General features: G+C 70.3%; 24 protein-coding genes and 3 pseudogenes. 16 read left to right on the forward strand and 11 right to left on the reverse strand.

All coding sequences use genetic code 11. The features are described from left to right. Positions 1–195 precede the first annotated feature (195 nt). Together ACF08M_RS09825 and ACF08M_RS09830 are read left to right on the forward strand one after the other, a co-directional pair. The gene (locus ACF08M_RS09825) at positions 196–783 is read left to right on the forward strand and encodes a DUF1707 domain-containing protein (protein WP_392184693.1); all 588 of its coding nucleotides are present in this window, start codon (positions 196–198) and stop codon (positions 781–783) included. A gap of 73 nt (positions 784–856) precedes the next feature. After that, positions 857–1,558 carry a hypothetical protein gene (locus ACF08M_RS09830; protein ID WP_392184694.1) on the forward strand — a complete coding sequence of 234 codons (702 nt, stop codon included), beginning with the start codon at positions 857–859 and terminating at the stop codon, positions 1,556–1,558. Between the two features lie 188 nt (positions 1,559–1,746). Here the strand turns inward: ACF08M_RS09830 and ACF08M_RS09835 are convergent, their stop codons facing one another. After that, positions 1,747–2,184, reverse strand: coding sequence for a Zn-ribbon domain-containing OB-fold protein (locus tag ACF08M_RS09835; protein WP_392184695.1), 438 nt, complete (start codon positions 2,182–2,184; stop codon positions 1,747–1,749). Next, positions 2,181–2,633: a DoxX family protein gene (locus tag ACF08M_RS09840; RefSeq protein WP_392184696.1), complete on the reverse strand. Its 453-nt coding sequence runs from the start codon at positions 2,631–2,633 to the stop codon at positions 2,181–2,183. The genes ACF08M_RS09835 and ACF08M_RS09840 overlap by 4 nt, the downstream gene beginning before the upstream one ends. Before the next feature lie 178 nt (positions 2,634–2,811). Between ACF08M_RS09840 and ACF08M_RS09845 the strand changes: the two genes are divergently transcribed. The 3 genes and pseudogenes from ACF08M_RS09845 to ACF08M_RS09855 all read left to right on the forward strand — a co-directional run bounded on the left by ACF08M_RS09845 (position 2,812) and on the right by ACF08M_RS09855 (position 5,704). Then, complete coding sequence (locus tag ACF08M_RS09845) at positions 2,812–3,999, forward strand: flavin-containing monooxygenase (RefSeq protein ID WP_392184697.1); 1,188 nt, start codon at positions 2,812–2,814, stop codon at positions 3,997–3,999. Positions 4,000–4,097: 98 nt separating this feature from the next. Then, positions 4,098–4,502: pseudogene (locus ACF08M_RS09850) on the forward strand (MFS transporter); the annotation flags it as partial. Positions 4,503–4,708: 206 nt separating this feature from the next. Beyond that, positions 4,709–5,704 carry an AraC family transcriptional regulator gene (locus tag ACF08M_RS09855; RefSeq protein ID WP_392184698.1) on the forward strand — a complete coding sequence of 332 codons (996 nt, stop codon included), beginning with the start codon at positions 4,709–4,711 and terminating at the stop codon, positions 5,702–5,704. 118 nt (positions 5,705–5,822) lie between these two features. On the opposite strand, the gene ACF08M_RS09860 is transcribed toward ACF08M_RS09855, so the two are convergent. Further along, complete coding sequence (locus tag ACF08M_RS09860) at positions 5,823–6,749, reverse strand: NAD(P)H-binding protein (protein ID WP_392184699.1); 927 nt, start codon at positions 6,747–6,749, stop codon at positions 5,823–5,825. Positions 6,750–6,858: 109 nt separating this feature from the next. Next, positions 6,859–7,242, reverse strand: coding sequence for a hypothetical protein (locus ACF08M_RS09865; protein WP_392184700.1), 384 nt, complete (start codon positions 7,240–7,242; stop codon positions 6,859–6,861). A gap of 296 nt (positions 7,243–7,538) precedes the next feature. Between ACF08M_RS09865 and ACF08M_RS09870 the strand changes: the two genes are divergently transcribed. The 3 genes from ACF08M_RS09870 to ACF08M_RS09880 all read left to right on the forward strand — a co-directional run bounded on the left by ACF08M_RS09870 (position 7,539) and on the right by ACF08M_RS09880 (position 11,059). After that, entirely contained in the window at positions 7,539–9,767 is a 2,229-nt protein-coding gene (locus ACF08M_RS09870; RefSeq protein WP_392184701.1) for an acetate--CoA ligase family protein, read from the forward strand. 43 nt (positions 9,768–9,810) lie between these two features. Further along, positions 9,811–10,641 carry an enoyl-CoA hydratase/isomerase family protein gene (locus ACF08M_RS09875; RefSeq protein ID WP_392184702.1) on the forward strand — a complete coding sequence of 277 codons (831 nt, stop codon included), beginning with the start codon at positions 9,811–9,813 and terminating at the stop codon, positions 10,639–10,641. A 304-nt stretch (positions 10,642–10,945) separates the two neighbouring features. Continuing rightward, complete coding sequence (locus tag ACF08M_RS09880; RefSeq protein WP_392184813.1) at positions 10,946–11,059, forward strand: PT domain-containing protein; 114 nt, start codon at positions 10,946–10,948, stop codon at positions 11,057–11,059. A 95-nt stretch (positions 11,060–11,154) separates the two neighbouring features. Here the strand turns inward: ACF08M_RS09880 and ACF08M_RS09885 are convergent, their stop codons facing one another. From ACF08M_RS09885 to ACF08M_RS09895, 3 genes are all read right to left on the reverse strand, one after another. Beyond that, a complete protein-coding gene (locus ACF08M_RS09885) occupies positions 11,155–12,051 on the reverse strand; it encodes a hypothetical protein (RefSeq protein ID WP_392184703.1) in 897 nt (298 codons plus the stop codon). A 9-nt stretch (positions 12,052–12,060) separates the two neighbouring features. Then, the gene (locus ACF08M_RS09890) at positions 12,061–13,086 is read right to left on the reverse strand and encodes a helix-turn-helix domain-containing protein (protein ID WP_392184704.1); all 1,026 of its coding nucleotides are present in this window, start codon (positions 13,084–13,086) and stop codon (positions 12,061–12,063) included. A gap of 276 nt (positions 13,087–13,362) precedes the next feature. Then, positions 13,363–13,803, reverse strand: a complete 441-nt coding sequence (locus ACF08M_RS09895; RefSeq protein WP_392184705.1) for an ATP-binding protein — start codon at positions 13,801–13,803, stop codon at positions 13,363–13,365. A gap of 156 nt (positions 13,804–13,959) precedes the next feature. Here ACF08M_RS09895 and ACF08M_RS09900 point away from each other — a divergent pair, with 156 nt between their 5' ends. From ACF08M_RS09900 to ACF08M_RS09915, 4 genes are all read left to right on the forward strand, one after another. After that, complete coding sequence (locus ACF08M_RS09900) at positions 13,960–14,841, forward strand: helix-turn-helix domain-containing protein (RefSeq protein WP_392184706.1); 882 nt, start codon at positions 13,960–13,962, stop codon at positions 14,839–14,841. Further along, the gene (locus tag ACF08M_RS09905; protein WP_392184707.1) at positions 14,838–15,047 is read left to right on the forward strand and encodes a DUF397 domain-containing protein; all 210 of its coding nucleotides are present in this window, start codon (positions 14,838–14,840) and stop codon (positions 15,045–15,047) included. The genes ACF08M_RS09900 and ACF08M_RS09905 overlap by 4 nt, the downstream gene beginning before the upstream one ends. 464 nt (positions 15,048–15,511) lie before the next feature. Then, positions 15,512–16,996 (forward strand): alpha/beta hydrolase, encoded by a 1,485-nt coding sequence (locus ACF08M_RS09910; RefSeq protein ID WP_392184708.1) that lies wholly within the window; start codon positions 15,512–15,514, stop codon positions 16,994–16,996. Between the two features lie 219 nt (positions 16,997–17,215). After that, a complete protein-coding gene (locus ACF08M_RS09915) occupies positions 17,216–17,764 on the forward strand; it encodes a DUF1062 domain-containing protein (RefSeq protein ID WP_392184709.1) in 549 nt (182 codons plus the stop codon). Here ACF08M_RS09915 and ACF08M_RS09920 read toward each other — a convergent pair. After that, positions 17,754–17,972: pseudogene (locus ACF08M_RS09920) on the reverse strand (hypothetical protein); the annotation flags it as partial. The gene ACF08M_RS09915 and the pseudogene ACF08M_RS09920 overlap by 11 nt on opposite strands. On the opposite strand from ACF08M_RS09920, the gene ACF08M_RS09925 reads away from it, so the two are divergent. Continuing rightward, positions 17,880–18,077: a hypothetical protein gene (locus ACF08M_RS09925; RefSeq protein ID WP_392184822.1), complete on the forward strand. Its 198-nt coding sequence runs from the start codon at positions 17,880–17,882 to the stop codon at positions 18,075–18,077. The pseudogene ACF08M_RS09920 and the gene ACF08M_RS09925 overlap by 93 nt on opposite strands. Positions 18,078–18,188: 111 nt before the next feature. Here ACF08M_RS09925 and ACF08M_RS09930 read toward each other — a convergent pair whose 3' ends face one another. Beyond that, the gene (locus ACF08M_RS09930; RefSeq protein WP_392184710.1) at positions 18,189–19,667 is read right to left on the reverse strand and encodes an MFS transporter; all 1,479 of its coding nucleotides are present in this window, start codon (positions 19,665–19,667) and stop codon (positions 18,189–18,191) included. 129 nt (positions 19,668–19,796) lie between these two features. On the opposite strand from ACF08M_RS09930, the gene ACF08M_RS09935 reads away from it, so the two are divergent. The 3 genes from ACF08M_RS09935 to ACF08M_RS09945 all read left to right on the forward strand — a co-directional run bounded on the left by ACF08M_RS09935 (position 19,797) and on the right by ACF08M_RS09945 (position 21,937). After that, entirely contained in the window at positions 19,797–20,687 is an 891-nt protein-coding gene (locus tag ACF08M_RS09935) for a sigma-70 family RNA polymerase sigma factor (RefSeq protein ID WP_392184711.1), read from the forward strand. A 182-nt stretch (positions 20,688–20,869) separates the two neighbouring features. Next, positions 20,870–21,484 carry a flavin reductase family protein gene (locus tag ACF08M_RS09940; protein WP_392184814.1) on the forward strand — a complete coding sequence of 205 codons (615 nt, stop codon included), beginning with the start codon at positions 20,870–20,872 and terminating at the stop codon, positions 21,482–21,484. Between the two features lie 126 nt (positions 21,485–21,610). After that, on the forward strand, positions 21,611–21,937 hold the full coding sequence (locus tag ACF08M_RS09945) for a hypothetical protein (RefSeq protein ID WP_392184712.1): 327 nt from the start codon (positions 21,611–21,613) through the stop codon (positions 21,935–21,937). Here ACF08M_RS09945 and ACF08M_RS09950 read toward each other — a convergent pair. Beyond that, entirely contained in the window at positions 21,894–22,307 is a 414-nt protein-coding gene (locus ACF08M_RS09950) for a DUF2809 domain-containing protein (protein WP_392184713.1), read from the reverse strand. The genes ACF08M_RS09945 and ACF08M_RS09950 overlap by 44 nt on opposite strands. Next, positions 22,304–22,681 (reverse strand): annotated as a pseudogene (locus ACF08M_RS09955) (MFS transporter); the annotation flags it as partial. The gene ACF08M_RS09950 and the pseudogene ACF08M_RS09955, both read right to left, overlap by 4 nt. Positions 22,682–22,734: the final 53 nt, after the last annotated feature.

Raw genomic sequence — 22,734 nt, forward strand, 5'->3', positions numbered from 1 at the left:
GGCGGGGGGCCCCCACCTACCCCCCGCGCCCCCCCGCCCCCCACGACCTGGGGCCCCCCCCCGCCCCCCCCCCGCGGGGGGGGGCCCGCGGGGGCCCGCCCCCCCCCCCCCCCCCCCCCCCCCCCCGACAGGCTCTCAGCCACCGGGGCTCCCAGTACTGGGATCCAGGGCTCCCCCGCCCATATCATCGCTTCCATGACTGCTGAGCCCGCCCGTTCCGCCGCCCGTGTGCGCGCTTCGGATGCCGATCGCGAGGCGGTGGTCGAGCAGCTGCGCGAGGCGGCCGCCGAAGGCCGTATCGACATGGACGAGCTGGACACCCGGCTCGGGCAGGCGCTCTCCGCCAAGACCTGCGCCGAACTGGTGCCCCTCACCGAGGACCTGGTCCCCATCGAGGTGGCCACCGGTGAGCCGCTGGTCCTCAAGGGCGGCATGCACGGCGTGACACGCTCGGGCGCCTGGAAGGTCCCCCCGGTGATACGCGCCCAGGGCGGCCTCGGCGGCGTCCGGATCGACTTCACCCGCGCCGAGTGCCGACTGCGCGAGATCGCGCTGGAAGTACGCGGCGAGATGGCCGGGGTGAAAATCGTGATCCCGGAGGGCTGGACCGTGCACACCGACAACCTGGACCAGGGATACGGCGGCCTGAAGGACAAGACCACCGACGCGCGGACCCCCGGCGCCCCGCTCCTGCGGCTGACGGGCTCCTGCGGCATGGGCGGTGTGGTCGTACGCCACCCGAACTTCCGCGAACGGCGCAAGCTGCGCAGCATCGAATCCTGAGTAGGTGTACCTAGTCCCTGCCGGGTGAGCGCGCCCATCCGCCGCGTTCCCCCGCGGGCATAGCGTCCCCCGTATGCCCGAGGAGACCGCACCCACCGACACCACGCCCGCCCCGACCCCCGCCCCGACCGGGGCCAGGTCCCCCTCCTCCGTTCTCGGGGCCTTCGGATGCGGCTGCGCCGCGCTCGTCGGCGTACCCGTTCTCGGCCTGGTCGCCCTGCTCGCATGGTTCTTTTCGGGGTCGACGGACATTCCCCGGGTCGCACCCGAGGAGATGGCGGACCGCGCCTTCCAGCGCTCCCAGGAGGCGTACGACCTCATGGGGTTCAAGCGCACCGTGGAGCCGGGGGTCGAGGACATCGGCGTCAGCACGGAGAACACCCTGGGCTCCGGCTACTGCTACGACGGAGGTCTGCTCGGGCTGGAGGACAAGACCGTCGACGGCGCCTATCAGATGAGCCACAGCTGGGCACTGGACCACGTGCCCGCGAGCCAGGCCGTCCCCGGTCTCCGCAGGCTGCGCCGGCAACTCAAGGACGACGGCTGGGAGATCACGTCCTACCGCGAGGGCGGGAAGAGCAAGTCCTTTGACCTGTACGTCCAGCGGGACGACGGGGCCGAGCACATGTCCTTCACCTGGTACCAGGACCGGGAGTACTTCACCGGCGGTGCCTCCGTGCCCTGCGCCTACGACCCCGAATGGAAGGACGGCGATGTGAGCCCCGCAGGGGACGACCAGCGGCCCCCCGCTCTCGGGCCCGGACAGCGGAGCTAGGGCCTGTATTGAGTTGCCCCGCGGCGTCACGGCGCTGGGCACGCACGCTCGCGGCGTTACCGAAACGCCCAGCTAGCTCCGCTACAAGGGCGCTCCGGCGCCTTGCGATCGCACGCACCCAGCCCCGCTCCTTCTTCCACGGGGCAACTCAATACAGGCCCTTGTGTGATGCGTCCGGCGCAGCGCACTCAGCAGTCTCCCGGGCGGAAGACGGGAACGGCTACCACCCCTTCCTCCCCTTCCGCCCCCTCCTCCCGCCGGAAGCCCACCCGCAGCGCCATGCCGATGGCGAGAGCGGACTCCTCGCACCCCACGAGCTCCGTCATCATCCGCGGCCCCTCGGCCAGGTCGACGACGGCGGCGGTGTACGGGACGCGGGCGCCGAACGGCGGCAGGTCGTTGCGGTGGACGACGGACCAGGTGTACAGCGTGGCATCCCCGCTCGCCGGCTCCCAGACGACGTCCTCGCTCCAGCAGTGCGGGCAGAATTCGCGGGGGTAGTGGTGGGCGCGCCCGCAGGCGCCGCAGCGGCGCAGCAGCAACTGCCCCCGGGCGGCGGCGTCCCAGTAGGGGCGGGTGAAGGCGTCGGGCTCGGGGAGGTCGAAACGTACGGCTGCCGTGGTCACAGGAAGAGTCCGATCGCGTCGTCGAGGGACCAGGTCTGCCAGGACATCGCGCACAGCGCGACGAGCGAGATGAGCGCCATCATCGCGTTCTGACCCTGCTCGGCCCAGTCGTGGATCATCAGCACGAGATAGAGGAGATTGAGCAGGAGTCCGGCGACGAGCGCGACGGGGGTGAGGAATCCGGTGATCAGGCCGAGCCCCAGGGCGAGTTCGGCGTACACGACGAGGTAGGCCATGGCTCTGGGGCGCGGGGCGACGACCCGCTGGAAGCCCGTGCGCACGGCCGCCCACCGGTGCTTCCCCGCGACGTCGGCGGCCCAGGCGATGCCCGTACCGCGCTCGAACCAGCCCTTCTTGTCCTTGTGCCGCCAGCTCTCCAGCCACCACAGGCCGAGGCCTATCCGGAGGACGGCAAGCCACTCGGCGCCGCCGAGCCAGATCGTCTGCATGGGTCTCCCGCTCACTGGAACCAACATCTGACGGTACGTCAGTTCACCTGATGACGAAGGCTGCCGCAAGAGTCGTGCACGAGAGAGGCGCCCGGGGGCGCGCGCCTGTGATCAATTCGCAATCGATTCCCGTCTTGACCGAGACCCATCAAGTACGTGCGCGATTACGCTCCGGGGCATGCCTGACAGCGCACAGACCGCCGGCGGCACCACCCCGGCCCCCGCCGATCTCACCGAGGGCCGGCCCGTGTACGTGATCGGCGGCGGCCCCGGTGGTCTCGCCGCCGCCGCGGCCCTGCGCGAACAGGGCATACGGGCGGTCGTGCTGGAGAAGTCCGGGAAGGTGGGGGCCTCCTGGCGCCGCCACTACGACCGGCTGCGCCTTCACACGACCCGGCGCCGGTCCGCGCTGCCGGGGCTCGCGATGCCACGCCGGTTCGGACGGTGGGTGGCCAGGGACGATGTGGTGCGCTACCTGGAGAAGTACGCCGAGCACCACGAACTGGAAGTGGTGACGGGGGTCGAGGTGTCCCGGATCGACCGGACCCCCGACGGAACGGGCTGGCAGCTGACCGCGACCGGCGGCCGGATGCTGACCGGCCGGGCCGTCGTCGTCGCCACCGGCCACAACCACACCCCGCGCATCCCCGACTGGTCCGGGCGCGAGACCTTCACCGGCAACCTCGTGCACGCCGCCGACTACCGCAACCCCGGCCCGTACGCGGGCAAGGACGTCCTCGTCGTCGGCATCGGCAACACGGGCGCGGAGATCGCGGTCGATCTGGTGGAGGGCGGGGCGTCCCGGGTGCGGATCGCCGTGCGTACCGTGCCGCACATCGTGCGCCGCTCGACGGCGGGATGGCCCGCGCAGGGGACCGCCGTCCTGGTACGCAGACTGCCGGTCCGGCTGGTCGACCTGGCCGGGGCGCTGATGGCCCGGATCGCCGTGCCCGACCTCGCCGCACAGGGGCTCCCTCGCCCGGACACCGGCCTGTACTCGCGGGTCAGGGCCGGCGCCATTCCGGTGCAGGACGTGGGGCTGATCGACGCGGTGAAGGGCGGCCGGGTGGTGCCGGTGGCCGCTGTCGAGTCGTTCGACGAGGACGCGGTGGTGCTGGCCGACGGGGAACGGATCACCCCGGACGCGGTGATCGCGGCGACCGGCTACCGGCGGGCCCTGGAGGGCCTGGTCGGCCACCTCGGCGTACTGGACGCCCGGGGCCGGCCGGTGGTGCACGGCGGCCGTACGCCCAAGCAGGCGCCCGGACTGTACTTCACCGGGTTCACCAACCCGATCAGCGGCATGTTCCGTGAAATGGCCCTGGACGCACGGAAGATCGCCAAGAGACTGGCGCGCAGGGGCTGACCGGGCGGGGGCCGGGCGGGGGCCGGGCGGGGACGCGGGGGCCGGGAACCGGGCACGGGCCGGGAACCGGGCACGGGCCGGCGGTGCTCGTGGCCCTGATGCTGGCCGCCTTCACCTTCAACACCGCGGAGAACCTGCCGATCGGCCTCCTGGAACTCATCTCCGAGGACCTGCGGGTGTCCCTGTCGGCGGTCGGCTACCTGGTCACCGGTTACGGCGTGGCGGTCGCCGTGGCGTCCCTGCCGCTCGCCCACGTCACTCGGGCCATGCCCCGCCGCCATGTGCTCACGGGACTGCCGGCCGCACTCGTCGCGTCCAGTCCGGCCGCGGCGCTGGCCACCTCCTACTGGCTGCTGCTCGCGGCGCGGCTGCTGACCGCGCTCGCCCAGGCGCTGTTCTGGGCCGTGATGGGGCCGGTGGCAGTGGGCCTGTTCGCACCCGAGATCCGCGGGCGCGTGGTCGGGGCGCTGTCCGTCGCCGGTTCGCTCGCCCTCGTGCTCGGCGAGCGACTGCTGCCCGGAGGTGCCGTCGCTGCGTCGTGCCCCCGTGCGGAGTGAGCGAAGTGATGCGGGAGCAACGGCGGCATCGCAGGGGCCGGCGGCCCGCACGCGCGGGGCGCGGCCGGGCAGGACCGACCGCGCCCCGCGCTGTTCCGAGGTCCAGCGGACGGCTCTGCGACTCACCGCCGCCGCCTGCGTACCGTTGACGTATGGACGTGTTCGACGAGTTGTTGCGCGGTGTGCGGGGCAAGGGCGCCGTCTTCGGCCGCTCGGTGCTGTATCCGCCGTGGTCGCTGAGGTTCCCGGGCGACGCGTATCTGACCCTGTGCGTGCCCCTGCGCGGTGAGGGCTGGATCGTCCCGGAAGGCGGCAGCGGGGACGGAGGCGGAAGCGGTGATCACGCGGCGCACCGGGTGCCGGTCGGTGAGACGGCGATCGTACGGGGGCCGGCCCCGTTCCTCTTCACCGACGCCCCTGCCACGGGTACGGGTACGGGCCGGGGCGTGGGACCGGGTACGTCCGTACGCGAGGTGCGCTGGGACACCGGCCCCGGAGCCGACCCGGTACCACCCGGCGAGCTCAGCGGCCCCACCGTACTGCTGGCCGCCGCCTACGACGTCCGCTCCGAGGTTCCGCGACGCCTGCTCCAAGTCCTTCCACCGGTGCTCGTCGTACCGGACGAAGAGGACTCTTCCCCCCTGCGCGACTATCTGGAGGGGCAGATCGGCAAGGCGCGGCCGGGCGGGCAGATCGTGCTGGACCGGCTGCTGGACTGGTTGCTGGTGTGCACGCTCCGCGACTGGTTCGACCGCCCGGAGGCGGCCCCGCCCGCCTGGTACCGGGCGCTCGGCGACGAGGTGGCGGGCCCGGCGCTGCACGCCCTGCACGAGGAACCGGCCCATGCGTGGACGACGGCGGAACTGGCGGCACGGGCCGGGGTCTCACGGACCACGTTCGCCAAACGGTTCACCGAACTGGTCGGGCAGGGCCCGGTGGCGTATCTGACCGAATGGCGCATGACACTCGCCACCGATCTGCTGAGCCGCCAGGACCTGACGGTGGCGGCGGTGGCCCGCCGGGTGGGATACGCCGACGCGTTCGGCTTCAGCACGGCGTTCAAGCGGGTCCGGGGCACCAGCCCGAGCGCCTACCGCCGCGGATCCGCGGAGCGGGAAGAACTGGGCCGGAAGGCCCCGACAGGCTGACCCCCCGACCCCCGCCCCTCTCGCCCCACCTCCCCTCTTCCCCTCCCTTCCTCGCCCTTCTCGCCCCTCTCCCCTCCCCTGCCTTCTCGCCCTTCTCGCCCTTCTCGCCCGCCCGGGCTCAGCCGGTCCAGGCGCCCCCGTCGGCCGCCTTGCGCACGAACGCACCGAAGTCCCGCGGCGCGCGCCCCAGCGCACGCTGCACTCCGTCGACGACCGGAGCCTCCTGGCTCGTACGGATCGGCTTCATCGCGTCCGTCCACAGCGCCGCCTCCTCGGGGGACATCCCCTGGGCGACCAGTGCCGTCACGAACTCCTGCTCGGGGACCGGAACGTACCCGGCCCGCCGCCCCGTGACCTTCGCGATCTCGGCCAGCGCGTCGTCGATGGTGAGGGCCCGCGTCCCGGACAGCTCGTACAACTGGCCCTCGTGGCCGGGCCGGGTGAGCGCGGCGACAGCGACGTCCGCGATGTCGTCCGCGTCGACGAACGCGGCGGCGCCGTCCCCGGCGGGCAGCGCCAGCTCACCGCCGATCACCCCGTCACGGAACACCCCCTCGCTGAAGTTCTGCGCGAACCAGCCGGGCCGCAGGATCGTCCACGGCACCCCCGAGGCCCGTACCGCGATCTCCCCCTCCAGGTGCGGCCCGGTTTCGTCGTAGGAATCCCCGAAGTACCCCGGCACATCGGCCCCCCGCGCGGAGAGCAGCACCAGCCGCCCGACCCCGGCCGCTGTGGCCCGTTCCACCAGGGCGGGGGTCCGGGAAGGCGTCAGGTCCAGCGGCACGATGTACACCGCCGCCACTCCGTCCAGCGCCGCCTCCCAGGTCTCCGGGTCGTCCCAGTCGAACGGCGTCTCCCCGGAGCGCGACGCCACCCGCGTCTCCACCCCTTGCTCCCGCAGCCGCTCCACGACCCTGCGCCCGGTCTTTCCGGTACCTCCGACGACGAGTACGGGCCCGTCCGTACGAGCGTTCTGTACTTCCTGAGCTTCCTGCGCTTGCTGTGCTTCCTGAGCTTCCTGCGCTTGCTGTGCGTTCTGTGTCATACGGGAAGCCTGTCCCGGCACCCCGCCCACCGGCCATGTCCCGGAATCCGGGATGAATGTCCGGCCGTCCGGCCGCCGAAGCAGGAAGTATGCGGGCATCCATCTCGTCTCAAGTGGTGAGGTGCCGTCGGATGAACGGCGCCGCTCCCAAGACGAGTGCGGCGAAGGCGATCAGTCGTTGAAGGCCGGGCTGAGCGGCGAGGTTGCTGTGCTGGATGCCATAGACCGCGTACCAGTTGGCGGCGAGGTCGGTCGCCATGATGGCGCATGCGAGATCGATTCCTCGGCGTTTGCCCGTGATCAGGAACACGGCGGCGAGCATGTCGAACAGCGCCAGCGACGACCAGTAGAGATTGAGCCACCCCGGTGCCCAGTCATACGGGTGCAGACCGTGGCTGAGGAGGTCGGTGACGTGCGCGGAAACGCCGACGAACAGCAGGCCGGCTGCGATGACGCAGGCCCATATGACCGCCCAGCGCGGAGTGTGGTGCATCCATCCGATCACCTTGTGGATCATCCCACCGCCGGGCGATGGCCGTCAGGCCGCCGGCCTGCGGCAGCAGATGAGGACGGCTGCGATCCCGGCACATTCACCGCTGAACCCTGTCCGTAGCCGAACTCCGGTTGCGCAGTTCCGACGGTCCCGCCCACTCTTCCGGCCGTCCGGTCCAGCCTTTGCCTTCACACCCATTCCTGACGGAGCGTCAGTTCAGTAACCTGACAGAGTGTCAGCTTCATGCTGGCCGGGCACGATCACCCGACGGACTTCGAGCAGGAGTGGGCGGAACGATGCTTGGATCGACTCACGGCACCCTCACCACCGACTTCCGCGCCAGGGTGGTGGCCTGCGGCGAAGAGCCGTATGCCATCGTCCACAGCATGGCGGCCGCCGCCACGGAGGGCGATCTCGATGTCAGCGGCCGCCCGTTGCACGCGCCCGTGCCGGACCTGGACCGGTTCTTCCGGCCCGAGTCCGTGGCCGTCATCGGCGCATCCGACGCCGAGGGGCGACCCAATACCGGGATCACCCGGCAGCTGATCGGCTGGGCCGAGCGGGTCGGGGCGCGGCTGCATCCCGTGCATCCCAGCCGGAAGTCCGTGTTCGGGCGGGCCTGTTCTCCTTCCGTCGCGGACCTGCCGGAGCAGGTCGATCTGGCGGTGCTGCTGGTCGGCGATCCGCTCCCGGTGATCGAGGAGCTCGCGCAGGCCAAGGTGAAGTTCGCCGTCGCCTTCGCCTCCGGGTTCGCCGAGACCGGTGAGGAGGGAGCCGCTGCCCAGGCGCGGCTGGCCGCGGCGGTGGAGCGGTCGGGGCTGCGGCTGCTCGGGCCGAACACCAACCTCAACGCCTTCGAGCGGTTCCGGGACGATCTGGACGGGCCGGCGATCGCGCTGATCACCCAGTCCGGTCATCAGGGGCGCCCCGTCTACGCCCTTCAGGAGCTGGGGGTGCGCCTCTCGCACTGGGCGCCCACGGGCAACGAGGCCGATCTGGAGACCGCCGACTTCATCTCGTACTTCTCGCAGCGCCCCGAGGTCGGGGCCATCGCCTGCTACGTGGAGGGGCTCAAGGACGGGCGCTCCTTTCTGCTCGCCGCGGACCGGGCGGCGCGGGCAGGGGTTCCGGTGGTGGCGGTCAAAGTGGGACGTACGGAGACGGGCGCCAGGATGGCCGCGTCACATACCGGCAAGCTGACCGGCGCCGACCAGGTGGTGGACGCGGCGATGCGGCAGTTCGGCGTGATCCGGGTGGACGGGCTCGACGAGCTCCAGGACACCGCGGCCCTGCTGGCACGGGCACGAAAGCCGCAGGCCGACGGGGTCGTCGTGTATTCGATCTCGGGGGGCACGGGCGCGCATTTCTCGGATCTGGCGACGGGGGCCGGACTGGAGCTCCCCACCCTGTCCGAGGAGAAGCAGCGCGAACTGCACGAGTGGATTCCCGGCTATCTGAACGTGGCGAACCCGGTCGACAACGGCGGCCATCCGGTCGGCGACTGGCGCGGCCGGAAGATCATCGACGCGATCCTCGCCGACCCCGACGTCGGGGTGCTGATCTGTCCGATCACTGGCCCCTTCCCCCCGATGAGCGACAGACTCGCACAGGACCTGGTGGACGCGGCGGAGACCACGGACAAGCTGGTGTGCGTGGTGTGGGGCTCGCCCGTCGGTACGGAGGACGCCTACCGCACGACGCTGCTGGGCTCGTCCCGCGTCGCCACCTTCCGTACCTTCGGCAACTGCATCACCGCCGTGAAGGCCTATCTGGATCACCACCGGTTCGCCGCGTCCTACCGCTCCCCCTTCGACGAGGCGCCGCGCACGCCGTCGCCCTCGTTCCGCAAGGCGCAGGCACTGATGCGCCCGGGCCACCAGCTGAGCGAGCACGCGGCGAAGCAGCTGCTGCGGGCGTACGGAATCCGCGTGCCGCGCGAGCAATTGGTGACCAGCGCCGCCGCGTCCGTCCGGGCGGCGGGGCTGGTCGGCTACCCGGTCGTCATGAAGGCGTCGGGCGCCCGGCTCGCCCACAAGACCGAACTGGGCCTGGTCAAGGTCGGGCTCACCTCCGCCAGCCAGGTGCGCGACGCGTACCGGGAACTGACCGACATCGCACGGTACGAGGGCATCGAGCTGGACGGAATCCTGGTCTGCCAGATGGTCGAGCGGGGCGTCGAGATGATGGTCGGCGTCACGCAGGACGCGCTCTTCGGGCCGACGGTGACGGTCGGGCTCGGTGGCGTACTGGTCGAGGTGCTGCACGATGCGGCGGTGCGCGTACCGCCGTTCGGCGAGGACCAGGCACGGTCGATGCTGGCCGAACTGCGCGGCCGGGCCCTGCTGGAGGGCGTACGCGGCGGCCCGCCGGTGGATGTGGACGCGCTCGTCGAGGTCGTGCTGCGGGTGCAGCGGATGGCGCTGGAACTGGGCGACGACCTCGCCGAGCTGGACATCAACCCGTTGATGGTGCTGGGGCGGGGACAGGGCGCGGTGGCGCTGGACGCCCTGGCCGTCTGCCGCTGACCGGTCCGGCCGCCCGGCCCGCCACCCACTCAGGAGCTGCCTCATGCCGTCCTCCCCCGAAGACACCACCGAGTCCACCGACCCGCTCGACTCATTGGTACTCCACGCCACTGACAACGGCGTCTCATGGATCACGCTGAACCGCCCCGAGGCGATGAACGCGGTCACCTGGGACCAGCGGGAACGCGTCATCGCACTTCTCGCCGGGGCCTCCGCCGACCCGGCGGTCCGGGCCGTCGTCCTCACCGCCACCGGCCGCGGCTTCTGCGCGGGCGCCGACCTGCGCGGCGCCCCTGCGACGGGCGACCGGGTACCCGGAGACGTGGCCCGCACCATCCGGCTCGGCGCGCAGCGCCTGATCGCCGCGGTCCTGGACTGCGAGAAGCCGGTGATCGCAGCCGTCAACGGCACGGCGGCCGGCATCGGCGCCCACCTCGCTTTCGCCTGCGATCTGGTGCTGGCTGCCGAGTCGGCGAAGTTCATCGAGGTGTTCGTACGCCGCGGCCTCGTGCCCGACGGCGGCGGCGCGTATCTGCTGCCGCGCCTGATCGGCCCGCAGCGTGCCAAGGAGCTGATGTTCTTCGGCGACTCGCTCCCGGCGGCGGAGGCGGAGCGGCTGGGTCTGGTCAACCGGGTGGTCCCGGACGAGGAGCTGGCGGCCACGGCCCGAGCCTGGGCACAGCGGCTGGCCGACGGCCCGACCCGTGCGATCGCCCTCACCAAGCAGCTGGTGAACGCATCGCTGGACTCCGACCGGGTGACGGCCTTCGCAGCGGAGGCGAACGCCCAGGAGATCAACATGACGACGCAGGACGCCAACGAGGGGGTGGCGAGCTTCGTGGAGCGGCGTATGCCGAAGTACCGGGGGTTGTGAGCGGCCTCGGGGCGCTCACGTCGGTCCCCTCCCAGCACCGGGCGGGACCGCCCGGTGCTGGGCAGTCACCAGGCCCTTCCGGTGCGGTGCGGCCGGGACTGACCGGTTGGCGTGAGCCATCGACGGGTCCCAGCCGCAACCTGCCTACTTCTCGGCGAAGACGTCTTCGACGGACGCGGCGGCGGGAGCACGCAGAAGCCACCGGCTCAGAACATCGAGGTCAGCACAGCCCGTAATGCGCTCACGCGCCTCCTCGGACACATCCACACCGGCCTGAGCAAGAAGGAGCAAGATGCCCCGCGCGATGCCCTCTGAACGGCCTTCCGAGCGGCCCTCAGCCCGGCCCTCCGAGCGGCCCTCCGCCCGGCCCTCCGCCCGGCCCTCGTCCCGGATCTCCTCCGAGAGAGACGACTTGTAAAAGGAAAGGTCCACGGCCACCAGGTTCCTCCACTGTTGTGCGGCCGGGACCCATCCATGGGCGCGAGCCACCGGCGGGCCCCGGCCGCAGTCCACCTACTCCTCGGCGAAGACGTCTTCGACGGACGCGGCGGCGGGAGCGCGCAGAAGCCACCGGCTCAGAACATCGAGGTCAGTACAGCCCGTAATACGCTCACGCGCCTCCTCGGACACATCCACACCGGCCTGAGCAAGAAGGAGCAAGATGCTCCGCGCGATGCCTTCTGAACGACCTTCCGAGCGGCCCTCCGCCCGGCCCTCATCCCGGATCTCCTCCGAGAGAGACGACTTGTAAAAGGAAAGGTCCACGGCCACCAGGTTCCTCCACTGTTGTGCGGCCGGACGGTTGCCCAGGCCCTGTGCGGTGAGTTCGACGATGGGGTCGGCGATGGTTTCCGGTACGTCCCGCAGAGCGGTCGACAGCGTTTTCAGTATGGCACCGATGTCCGGATCGCCTGCGTGTGTGATCGCCGCCAGCGTGGCCAGTGCCAGGTCCTTGCGGGCCTCTGCCACCTCCGTGATCACCGGCATGTTGTGCGGGCCCGCAACAAGGGCTTGCAGGGTGAGCACGGGCGATTGCGGGTGGCCGACAGGGAACGGGCGTGCTGCCCATTCGGCGGTTGCTCTGTCCTGGCAGACAACCAACAACATGGGAGGCAGCTTGTACTTCGCCTGAAGGTACGACAGGTAGTACATCCAGCTCGCGGGCTTGTCCGGGTCCTTCTTGCCCTGAGCCTCGATCGCAAGGAGGTACGACTGGTCGTCCTCCATGTCGATGCGCAGCAGGGTGTCGACACGGCGTTCGAGGGGCCTGTTCTCGGTGAGGTCCGTAGGCATGACGGTGGCCGAGGCGGGTGGGCCGATCTCGACGCCCAGTACCTCGGAGACGCGGGAGAAGAGTCCCGGGTACTCCTGAAAGATGCGGTGCATCGCCTCGTGGGACGAGCTGACCATGTGGGTTTCCTAGAGTTGTCGAACGGTCGGATGGGAGTTGTCGGTCCGGCAGTCGGCGCACTCTCCTGACTCCGCCGCGCGGAATGCCCGGTCGCAGCTCTCACAGTTCTGCAGCGGGAAGGGCCGGGGCGGGACATCGGCCGGGGATCGGAACGGAGGCAGCGGGGGAAGCCGGGCCGTGAGCCGGTGCGCGAGGAGCCCGGCGGGACGGATCAGCCTTTCGGGTGGGAGTTCGCTGGTCAGGGCGTGTTCTACGGCCGCGGGGCCGGCCTCGCGTTCCAGCCAGGCGGCGACGCCCGGGGCCAGGACGTCCACGTCCTGCGCGGAGAGCAGCAGGCGCGGGTCCTTGTGGTGCAGTCCGGCGAGCAGGTCGGCGGCGGTCCGAAGGAGGGGCCCTGCGGGAAAGGCCGGCTGCGGTACGAGCAGGGGCGTGGACCGGCCGCGCGGGGCGCGGTCGCAGCGCGGCGTGGGCTCGCGGCGTGGTGCGGGCTCGCAGCGCGGCGTGGGTTCACGGCGCCCCGTGGGCATAGTGCGGGCCGCAGACCCGAGCGGACGCGTGTCGTCGGCCTCGGCCTCCCGGCGTAATCGGCCGGGCGCGGGCGGCCGGGCCTTCCCTTGCGGGTGCGGCGAACAGTCACGACCCGGCCGGGTGTCTGCGGGCCGCCGGTCGGCAGGCTGGTTGCAGGAGACGGTACGGGTGACGATCCGGCCGTCGGCCAGGCGCGTGCGGGTGCGTCGCAGGTACCCATGGCCTTCGAGTTCGCGTAACGCGGCGGCGATCCGGGCCTCTCCCTCCGGGAAGCGGGCGGCGAGGTCCTTGATGCCGATCCTGGCTCCGGCGGGCAGCGACTGGATGTGTGCGGCCAGCCCGATCGCGGTGAGGGAGAGCTCGCGGTGCTGGGTGAGGTGGTTGCCCACGACCGTGAAACGGCTGCTGTGCCGGGAGTTGTCGTGTACGACGCCGGACGACGGTGTGGCGTATTCGCGTGTACGGGACGGCGAGGGCGGGGGCGCGCTAATCTGCTGGGTATCCATCGGGAAGCGTTCTCTTCCTCGTTGGTCAGGCCCTCGATCGGGATGCCAGTCCCGGCCGGGGGCCGTCGCATGTCTGGGAGGTTTTCGTTGCGGCGAGCATATGCCAGCCAATCAGCCTGATATCCAGCTAAGTTGGCCAATTTCACCCATGTGGGTGACGGGAGGCAGGGTGGGGTTGGGAAGGGTCATTTCCCTAGTCCTTCAAGGCTTTTGATGTCGTGCGGAGCCGCGTCGCGGACCACCGGATCGCGGAAATCCGCGACCCGGTGGCGGCGGTCACGACACGGGATCGAGTTCGGCCCAGACGGTCTTACGGGGGAAGGGGCCGGGACTGGCTCCCCAACGGTCCGCGAGCGCACCGACGATCAGCAGACCGCGTCCGGACTCGGAGACGCCGTCCGGGACGGCCGTGTCCGCCGGATCGGGCGGAAGGCACTCACCACGGGCGTCGCTCACCTCGATCCGCAACAGTGCGCCTCCGTCGTGGGTCGTTAGCTCCAGCCTGAAGTCCCGCCCCGGCACACGGCCATGAACCACGGCGTTGGCCGCCAGCTCGGCCACGATCTGGGCGGCCGACTCCGACGGGATTCCCCACTCGCCCAGCTGCGCGGTCGTCAGCAGCCGGGCCAGCCGCGCCCCCCGGCGAGTGGGCGACAGCAACACGGTGAACGCGCGGCTGGGATTGGGGCGCTGAGGGAGGGAGATTCCTTGTTTCACGTCACTCAGCGTGGCCGGGCGCACATACGCTGACCAGTGATCAAGCGGATGCGTACGGTTACTGTCCGGCGCTTGTCCGGAGGTGTCCGGGCTGTCCGGAGCAGGCGTGCGGGTAGGTGGTGCCGCGATGGTGACGGTACGTCGGAGGTGGCGCGGATGCGGGTGGATGCGAACGGTACGGAGCGGTCCGAGGGCGAGACGACGGACGAGCCCGGTTGGGAGGTCGACCCGGACGACGAGTCGGGCGCGGCGGTCGTCGCCACGGTGGGGCGGCAGTTGAGGCTGCGCCGGGAGGCGGCCGGGATGCGGGCGGCCGAGTTCGGCGTCGCGATCGGGTACGGGGAGGACCAGGTCTACAAGGTCGAGGCCGGGAAGCGGATTCCGCGCCCGGAGTATCTGGACAGGGCGGACGAGGTCCTGGGGGCCGGTGGGCTGATCACCGCGATGAAGAAGGACGTGGCGGAGGTCCGGTACCCGAAGAAGATCCGGGACTTGGCGCGGATGGAGGCGCGGGCGGTCGAGCTGCTGTCGTACGGCGACCACAACCTGCACGGTCTCCTACAGACGGAGGAGCATGCTCGGGCGTTGCTGAGGACGAGGCGCCCGGCCCTGTCGGACGACGAGGTGGAACGTGGTGTCGCAGCCCGCATGGCCCGACGCTCCATCTTCGACCGCTCACCGGCCCCTGAACTGAGCTTTGTTCAGGAAGAGGCGACGCTCAGCCGCCCCACTGGGGGCAAGATGGTGCTGCGCAGGCAGCTGGAACACCTCTTGGAGGTAGGAAAGTTGCGCAACGTCGAAATTCAGGTGATGCCGACGGTCCACTGGAATCACCCTGGGACAGGCGGGCGGATCCAGATGCTGAAGTTCGAGGACGGCACAGCAGTCGGGCGTTCCGATGACGAGTTCGGCGGTCGTCCCGTCTCCAGCCCGAAGCAGCTACGGATCCTTGAACTCCGCTATGGCATCATCCGGGCGGAGGCTCTCAGCGCACGGGAGTCGCTGGCCTTCATCGAGCGAGCGCTGGGAGAGACATGATCCGGAAGACCTCTGCTGGGGACGGCTCCGAGCTGGCGTGGTTCAAGAGCAGCTACAGCGACAGCAGTAACCCCAACGACTGCGTCGAGGTCGCCACCCCACCCGGCACGGTCCACGTCCGTGACTCGAAGAACGCGCAGGGCCCCCGGTTCGCCGTAACCCCCGACGCCTGGGCGGACTTCGTCGCGTACGCCGCCGGGAGCTGACCGCCGGCACTCACTCCGCGCCCGGCCGAGCCCGGCCGGGCCCGGCCCCGCTCGGGCGGGTTCGGGGCCCCTCGCCGCCTGAGCGTGTACCCGTCCGGTGAGTCCAGATCGCCGTACTCCCGGTTGAGTTCGGGCCGGTCCGGCGTGCCGCTGATGCGCGAGCTCCGCGAACCCCGCGACCTCGACACCGAGCACAGCCCCTACGAACAGGGGGCCCGCCCCTGCCAGGATCGACCGGCCGGTCCACAGGTCCAGCGGGCGGGGGGACGCCTCCGCATCCCTGGGCACCGCCCGTCCGGCGGACCCCGCGGCACCCCTGGTTCGTCCCTGACTCGCCCCGGAACGGCCCCTGACAACGGCACCGCGCGGCCGACAGCGCGCCTAGCCTCCTCAAGGAGTCCCGGCCGGGTCCGCACATTTCTTGAGCACGTCTCTCACGCACCGTCTCGTCAGGAGGATGAGTCATGCTGTTCAGAGGCAGGTCCGCGCTACGGCGCGCCGCCGTACGGAGCACGGCCGTGGTCGCGGGAACCGTCTTCGCCGCCGTCACCGGTTTCGCCGCTGCACCCCACGTGAACGCGGCGCCGGTGACCGCCGGAGCCCTGCAGTGGGCTCCGTGCGACGCCCCGGACAACCCGGGCGCCGAGTGCGCCACCCTCACGGTGCCGGTCGACTGGGCCCGCCCGGGCGGGCCGACGTTCGAGCTGGCCGTGGCCCGCCGCCAGGCCACCGACCCCGGTGCACGCGTCGGCTCGATGGTGTTCGGTCCCGGGGGTCCCGGCGACTCCGGCGTGGAGCGGGTGGTGAGCAGTATCAGCCGGTTCAGTCCCGAGGTCCGCCGCAGGTTCGACATCGTCAGCTTCGACCCGCGTGGTGTGGGCCGCAGCAACCCGGTGACCTGCTCCGGCGACCTGCTCGCGCAGCGGCCGTCACCGGAGCCGGCAAGCCAAGCGGACTTCGACGCCACCCTGGCCTACAACAAGCGGCTCCGCGCCGACTGCCGGGCACGCACCGGGCCAGTGTTCGACCACCTCGACACCGCCCAGACGGTCCAGGACCTGGACGCCCTGCGGGCCGCCCTCGGCGAGGCCGAACTGACCTTCCACGGCAGCTCGTACGGCACACTGCTCGGGGCGCAGTACGCCGAGGCCCATCCGCACCGGGTCCGGGCGATGGTGCTGGAGAGCGTGATGGACCACAGCGTTTCCAGCACCCGTGAGTTCCTGCGGTCCCAGGCGACCGCTGCACAGGACTCCTTCGACGAGTTCGTGAAATGGTGCGCCGACAACTCGGCCTGCGCACTGCACGGTCGCGACGTCCGCACGGTCTGGCAGGGGCTGCTGACCCGGGCCCGAAACGGCGAGCTGGAGAACCCCGCCAAGCCGGGAACCCCCCTCTCGTCAGCGGATCTGGTCAACGTGATCGCCTTCAAGAAGTTCTACAAAGCCGACTACGCAGGCCTGGCGGCGGCCATCGCCGGGATGGCGTCGAGCAGCCCGCTCCCCGCCTCGCCCACCTCGGTGTCGCCGCTTCCGCCGGCGACCCCCGTCTTCTGCTCGGACTGGCATCTGCCGGTGCGCAACTACCAGGAATACGCCTCGCTCGTCGGCGTGATGAACAGGACCGCACCCGACCTGCCCTCCCTGCTGCCGATCCAGATGACGGCGGCGTGTCTGGGCGCGCCGACCGCCAACCCGCAGCACCGCCTGACGGCCCGCGGCGCCCCGCCGATCCTGGTGTCCAACGCACTCCATGACCCCGCCACCGGCTACCCCTGGGCGGTCTCGGTGGCCCGGCAACTCGGCCGCAGCGGCGTGCTCCTCACCTACGAGGGCCAGGGCCACGGCAGCGTCACCAGAGGCCCCTGCATGGAGCACGCCGTCGACGGCTACCTGACCGACCTGACAGTGCCACCACGCGGCACCAGGTGCCCGGCCGTGCCGTCCTGAGCGGGCCGGCCTCCCGGCACTGTCTGGCGGTGAGGCGCTCGAAAACCAGTGGAGCAGCGCCACTGTGCGCCGTTACCGTGCTGCCGAACCAAGTCGTCTAGTCAAGGACGCGCCGTTGTACACCCTGTGAGACCTCCCAAGCGCTGATTTGTCGCGCGTCGCGCATGTGCGCCGCGCTTCTTCTTGCTGCGGACTTCTCACTGAAACCGGTGTACTTCTGTGCTCAAAAACTGGGTGGTCGTGCCCACCTGCCTGCCGCTCGTTCGCCGCCGTTGCCACGCGTGCGCGTCCGAGCGCTTCCGGGCAAGCGGTAAATTCCGCGTCAACGCACACCACAAGCTCATCGACGCCTGGCTCCTCGCGCTCTGTACCTCTTGCGGGGAAACCGCAAAGCTCACGGTCCTGGAACGGATGAATGTGCGCTCCGTACGACCTGAGCTGCTGGACCGGCTGCATGACAACGACCCTGGCCTGACAGCCGAGCTGCTCCAGGATCCGGTCGTGCAGCGCCGTCATCGCATCGCCCTCGACTGGGACAACGCCTGGCGCCTCGACACCGGCGGATCGGATCACCTGGACCACAAGGTGATCGACGTCTCGGTCCGCTTTGCGGCGCGGATCCCTGTCCGGCCGGTGCGGCTGATCGCTGAAGGCTGCGGTCTTTCACGGGCCGAGGTCGAGAGACTGCTCACGGAGGGGAAACTCGTTTCGGCAGCCCGGCTGAACGGCAGGCTCTCCGGCGACTTCACCTTCATGCTCAAGCGCTGAGCCCTTCTCGGGACCGGGGGCCTGTCCGGCGAGATCCGCCGGACAGGCCCTGGCCGGTGGCCGACGGCGGTACCTCGACGACGAAGAACAGGAAGGTGGTTCTGGTCGAGAGGACATGGACGTCGTCGGGGAACAGCTCACGGGCAGCCGGGGCGGACTGCGGCTCGCTGATGACGGCAACGCGGAAACCGGCGGTGGTGAAGGCATCGGCAGCGTCACCCGCGGCCCCTGCATGGAGCACGCCGTCGACGGCTACCTGACCGATCTGACCGTGCCACCACGCGGCACCAGGTGCCCGACCGTGCCGTCCTGAGCGGGCCGGCCTCCCGGCACTGCGTGGCGGTGAGGCGCTCGAAAAGCAGTGGAGCAGCGCCGCTGCTGCCGAGGAGTCGCGCTTGTGGGGTCAGGGCGGCGTTGGCGTGACTCACAGACTCGGTTCCTTCACCTGTGCTGCCTTGGGACGGGCCGTCGGCTGCTTGAACGCGTGCAGTGATAGCCACACGGCGACAAGGAGGCTCGCGACGCAGATTCCGAGTGCGACGTGGAAGCCGGTTTCGAATGCATGACGGGCCGTGCCCTGCATCTGGGTGGGGATTGCATGGAGGCTTCCGGTGGCGATGGTGCCGGGGGCAGAGTGCGTGTGCCCGAATAGCGACGCGCCCCAGGTGTGGTGGGTCACTGCTGCGCCGATGGCGCCGACGAGCGCGAGGCCTACGGCGGTACCGAGCTGGCGCGAGGAGTTCAGCACCGCCGAGGCAGCACCCGCTACGGGCGCGGAGACGTCGCGCATGGCCACGTGGGTGATCCCAGGAACCAGCAGTCCGAAACCGACTCCGGCGACCAGGTATCCGATGCCCGCCACGGCGAATGGGGTGGTTGACGTCAAGGTGCTCAGTGCTGCCACACCGAGTGCTCCGGCCGCGCAGCCCGTGGTCACGATGGCACGTGGCGTGAAGCGTTGACTGAGTTTGCCGGCCATCTGCGCGGCCACTAGGAAGGGGGCGTTCATCAGCAGCCACGACAGGCCGGTGTGAAGTGCGGACCAGCCGAGAAGGTTCTGGAACATCAACGTGACGTAGTAGAGCGTGCCGCTGAAGGCCAGGTAGCTGGTGAAGTAGATGAAGCAGGCACCGATGAACGCCGGGTTTCCGAGCACCGCTTTCGGTACCAAAGGATCGCTGGCGCGGCGTTGCCACTGCACGAACGCCACGAGAATGAGCCCGCCACCGATGAGCGGCAACAGGGTTCGTGCCGGATCCAAGGGCACGTCAGTCGTGGTGATCAGTCCGAAAGTCACTGATGCCAGGCCCACCGACGCGAGGACGACCCCTGGCACGTCAAGCGGCCGCGACTCGGAGGTCGTAGCGGCCCGCGGGACAGTCAACAGAATCAAGGCACCAGTGACGACAATGATCGGGAGATTGACCCAAAAGATCGTTGACCAGCCGAAGGCCGACAGCAGTAGGCCGCCGACGATCGGGCCCGCGCCGAAGCCAATGCCGCCGATTGCCGCCCACCAGCCGATCGCGTGACCGCGCTGCTCCGGCGGGTAGGTATCGGTCAGCACGGCGAGGGTGAGCGCCAAGATGTCGGCGCCGCCAACTCCCTGACCGATCCGCGCGCACACAAGCGCCGCGGGGCTGGACGCCAGAGCTGCTCCGGCAGAGCAGAGGCCGAAAGCGACCAGACCGGCCAACAGGACCGGCCGGTGGCCAAGCCGATCACCGAGCGCACCCATCAACGGGATCAGTGCAGCCAGCCCGAGGGCGTAGCCGCTGATGATCCACTCCAATGAGCCTGGCGCCACCTGCAGCTCATGCTGAATTGTCGGGAGGGCGACATTGACGATCGTGACGTCGAGCTGGATCAGGAAGCCGGCCAGACACAACGCCAGCAGCGCCATCCGGCGTCGTTGTCGGGCATCTAGGGTTGGCGCTGATTGGTTCGGGGTCATCACATCGTGCTCCTGTCACGTTCTCGCTCGTAGGCGTGTCACAGGCACTGACACCCCGCAACACGAGGACGTGACTGGATGGACTCTGCTGAACGGCTCAGCCGACACTTCGAAGAGAGTCGTCAACGGCTGACCGCACTGGCCTACCGGATCCTCGGCAACAGCGCGGATGCAGAAGACGCTGTCCAAGATGCCTGGGTACGCCTCAGCCGTCCCGGCGCAACAGACGTCGCCGTAGTGACCAACCTCGATGGATGGATGACGACCGTCGTCTCACGCACCTGTCTCAACAAACTCAGAGCACGAACCGCGCGACCCGAGAATCCAGCAGGTGCAGCCGGGCCTGAACTCCACGTGCACCCCGACCAGGCACTGAGCCCAGAGGATCAGGCTCTTCTCGCCGAGCAGGTCAGCCTGGCGCTCCACATCGTTCTACAAAGCCTGACACCACCCGAGCGCCTCACGTTTGTGCTGCACGACTCCTTCGGAATGCCGTTCAGCGAGATCGCCAACGTCCTCGGCAAGTCGACCGAAGCTACCCGCAAACTCGCCAGCCGCGCACGCCAACGAGTGCACGCCGTAGATCCCGCCGAGATTGAGACCAATCCCGCCAGCCAACGCAGCGTGGTCAACGCCTTCTTCGCAGCATCCCGGGACGGTGACATCGACGCGCTTCTCACTCTGCTGCACCCAGAGATCACCTTCCACGCCGACGGCGGAGCCACCCGGCCTGCCGCGTCCGCCACGATCCGCGGCCCAGAGAACGTGACACGACGCGCAGCGACATTCGCCATCCCGGACGCCACGTTCCAGCCCATCACGCTCAACGGCAACGCGGCCGTCATCGTCCGCAGTAACCACCGACCCGTCTCGATCATGGCTTTCGTGATCTCACACGGCCGAATCGCCCAGATCTACTCACTGCTCGACCGACCACGTATCGGGCAACTGATCAACGGCATCGGGTAGGCCCGCCAGCCCAGCGACAACGGAACTCCCCCAAAGCGCCCCTCGCTGAGCCGCTCAACCAATGTCTCGGGTCAGTACAGCAGTCACGTCATCCGCCGGACAGGCACCGGCGACCGAGCTCACAGGGGTTCCCATCTGACGCAGCGTCAGTTTCAATGGAATGCGTGATGGGACACGCAGGCATGGCCGCCACCGCCGTCCGGTACCTCAGGTCCGTCGGCGCCGCCACCACCGCAGGGCCGGCGCCGGTCGATCCGCTGCCTCGCCCGGATCTGCGGGCCGTCGCGGACGACGAGCGACTGCCGGTCGATCCGGCCGAATTCCGCCGCGTGCTGGGGCACTTCGCGAGCGGAGTCACCATCGTCACCGCACACGACCCGGACGACGAGCAGGGACCGGCGGGCTTCGCCTGCCAGTCGTTCGCCTCGCTCTCCCTGGACCCGCCGCTGGTCACGTTCATGGTCGCCCGTACGTCGACGACCTGGCCGCGCATCGCCCGCGCCGGGGCCTTCTGCGTCAATATCCTCGGCGCGGACCAGGGCACGCTGTGCCGGAACTTCGCGGTCAGCGGGGCCGACAAGTTCGCGGGAGTGGCGTACGAGGCGGCTCCCGCGACCGGGTCGCCGTTGCTGGACTCCGTACCGGCCTGGATCGACTGCCGCATCCAGGCCGTCCACACCGGCGGCGACCATCTGATCGTGGTCGGCCGGGTGGAGGCGCTGGGGGCGGCGGACGGGGGCGGGCCGCTGCTGTTCCACCGGGGCGTGTTCGGGCGGTTCGGGCCACTGGGCGGGTGAGCGGGCGCGCACCGGCGGCGGCGTCCCGGTCGTTTCCGGCCCGGACGGGTTCGTATGCGCGTACGATCGCCTGTCGGTCAGCGGCCGTGCGCCGCGCCTTCGACGCGTACCGAACCGGGGGATCTCATGCAGTGGGCAGCACGTCAGCGGTTCCACCACACTTCCGCGCTGATGCAGACCTGGGGCGCCGTGCTGCTGATCGTCGCCTGCGCCCTGTGGATCTGGCTGGGTTTCCTGCTGGCGGATGAGCAGGAGGTGTACTGCTACCACGTCTCGCGGTGCGAGGTGGTCACCGAGGTGCCGAAGCAGCTGACCGTCCTGGGGGCCTCCGTCCCCTTGTCCGTTCTCGGTACGGCGCTGCTCGTCGGCGGCAGTGTGCGCAGACAGACCAGCGCCCATGTCCTCCAGGTCATCGAGATGCAGAAGTCCGAGGAGCGCGCGCGGGCGAAGTAGCCAGGGCCGCCACGGCCCAGGCGCACCCCGCTCCCACCGCGTACCAGAGCAGATCGGGTGCGTTGAAGGTGGAGCCGAGCACCAGCCGCGCCACGGTGCTGTGCCGGGAAAGGTCCGCGGGCAGCCCGGTCAATTGCAGCAGCTCGACCGCCCAGCTGACCGCGAGCGCCGTCCCAGCTGCCGCTGCCGGGCGCGTGCGGGGCGCGACCAGGACCACCAGGGCGCAGATCAGCACCGTGTAGAGGGCGTCCCCGGCGTACTTGGCGACATCGCCGCCGGCCACCGCCCTGACACCGAGCCCGGCGGCAACGGTCAGCAGCGCCGCTCCCGCGGCCGCGACACGTGGCACCGCCACGACCGCCTCCCTCATCCGATCCGCTCCAGCCGCCGGATCGGCCGGGCCAGCAGCAGTGCCGTCACCACCAGCATATTGATCACCGCCCCGGCCAGCAGCACCTCCGGGGCGCCCACCCGGTCCGCGACCGGTCCGGCCAGCGCCCGGCCCGCCGCCAGCATCAGCAGCGAGCCCGCCACGTCGTACGCGCGCAGCCGGTTCAGTGCCTCGGGCGGCACATGGGTCTGGACCGTCGTCGACCACATCACCAGCCAGAACGCGAAGGCGGCACCGGCCATGAACTGCCCGGCCCCGAGTGCGGCCACCGGCATCCCCAGGCCCAGCACCACCAGGTTCACACAGACCGCAGTCAGCGCCAGGGCCCCCGCCGCGAGCGGGCGGCGCGGCCGACCGCATGAAGTACGTCACAGTGCCCCCCGTAGGCGGCGTCCGCCGTCGGAGC

This window comes from Streptomyces sp. NPDC015032 (assembly GCF_043080425.1).
Taxonomy (GTDB): Bacteria; Actinomycetota; Actinomycetes; order Streptomycetales; family Streptomycetaceae; genus Streptomyces.

Bases quoted from the DNA above. Each gene is read 5' to 3' on its own strand.
- ACF08M_RS09825 (WP_392184693.1), top strand. From the start codon at position 196: ATGACTGCTGAGCCCGCCCGTTCCGCCGCCCGTGTGCGCGCTTCGGAT.
- ACF08M_RS09830 (WP_392184694.1), top strand. From the start codon at position 857: ATGCCCGAGGAGACCGCACCCACCGACACCACGCCCGCCCCGACCCCC.
- ACF08M_RS09840 (WP_392184696.1), bottom strand. From the start codon at position 2,633: ATGCAGACGATCTGGCTCGGCGGCGCCGAGTGGCTTGCCGTCCTCCGG.
- ACF08M_RS09845 (WP_392184697.1), top strand. From the start codon at position 2,812: ATGCCTGACAGCGCACAGACCGCCGGCGGCACCACCCCGGCCCCCGCC.
- ACF08M_RS09855 (WP_392184698.1), top strand. From the start codon at position 4,709: ATGGACGTGTTCGACGAGTTGTTGCGCGGTGTGCGGGGCAAGGGCGCC.
- ACF08M_RS09860 (WP_392184699.1), bottom strand. From the start codon at position 6,749: ATGACACAGAACGCACAGCAAGCGCAGGAAGCTCAGGAAGCACAGCAA.
- ACF08M_RS09865 (WP_392184700.1), bottom strand. From the start codon at position 7,242: ATGCACCACACTCCGCGCTGGGCGGTCATATGGGCCTGCGTCATCGCA.
- ACF08M_RS09870 (WP_392184701.1), top strand. From the start codon at position 7,539: ATGCTTGGATCGACTCACGGCACCCTCACCACCGACTTCCGCGCCAGG.
- ACF08M_RS09875 (WP_392184702.1), top strand. From the start codon at position 9,811: ATGCCGTCCTCCCCCGAAGACACCACCGAGTCCACCGACCCGCTCGAC.
- ACF08M_RS09880 (WP_392184813.1), top strand. From the start codon at position 10,946: ATGCCCTCTGAACGGCCTTCCGAGCGGCCCTCAGCCCGGCCCTCCGAG.
- ACF08M_RS09885 (WP_392184703.1), bottom strand. From the start codon at position 12,051: ATGGTCAGCTCGTCCCACGAGGCGATGCACCGCATCTTTCAGGAGTAC.
- ACF08M_RS09890 (WP_392184704.1), bottom strand. From the start codon at position 13,086: ATGGATACCCAGCAGATTAGCGCGCCCCCGCCCTCGCCGTCCCGTACA.
- ACF08M_RS09900 (WP_392184706.1), top strand. From the start codon at position 13,960: ATGCGGGTGGATGCGAACGGTACGGAGCGGTCCGAGGGCGAGACGACG.
- ACF08M_RS09905 (WP_392184707.1), top strand. From the start codon at position 14,838: ATGATCCGGAAGACCTCTGCTGGGGACGGCTCCGAGCTGGCGTGGTTC.
- ACF08M_RS09910 (WP_392184708.1), top strand. From the start codon at position 15,512: ATGCTGTTCAGAGGCAGGTCCGCGCTACGGCGCGCCGCCGTACGGAGC.
- ACF08M_RS09925 (WP_392184822.1), top strand. From the start codon at position 17,880: ATGGACGTCGTCGGGGAACAGCTCACGGGCAGCCGGGGCGGACTGCGG.
- ACF08M_RS09930 (WP_392184710.1), bottom strand. From the start codon at position 19,667: ATGGCGCTGCTGGCGTTGTGTCTGGCCGGCTTCCTGATCCAGCTCGAC.
- ACF08M_RS09935 (WP_392184711.1), top strand. From the start codon at position 19,797: ATGGACTCTGCTGAACGGCTCAGCCGACACTTCGAAGAGAGTCGTCAA.
- ACF08M_RS09940 (WP_392184814.1), top strand. From the start codon at position 20,870: ATGGCCGCCACCGCCGTCCGGTACCTCAGGTCCGTCGGCGCCGCCACC.
- ACF08M_RS09945 (WP_392184712.1), top strand. From the start codon at position 21,611: ATGCAGTGGGCAGCACGTCAGCGGTTCCACCACACTTCCGCGCTGATG.
- ACF08M_RS09950 (WP_392184713.1), bottom strand. From the start codon at position 22,307: ATGAGGGAGGCGGTCGTGGCGGTGCCACGTGTCGCGGCCGCGGGAGCG.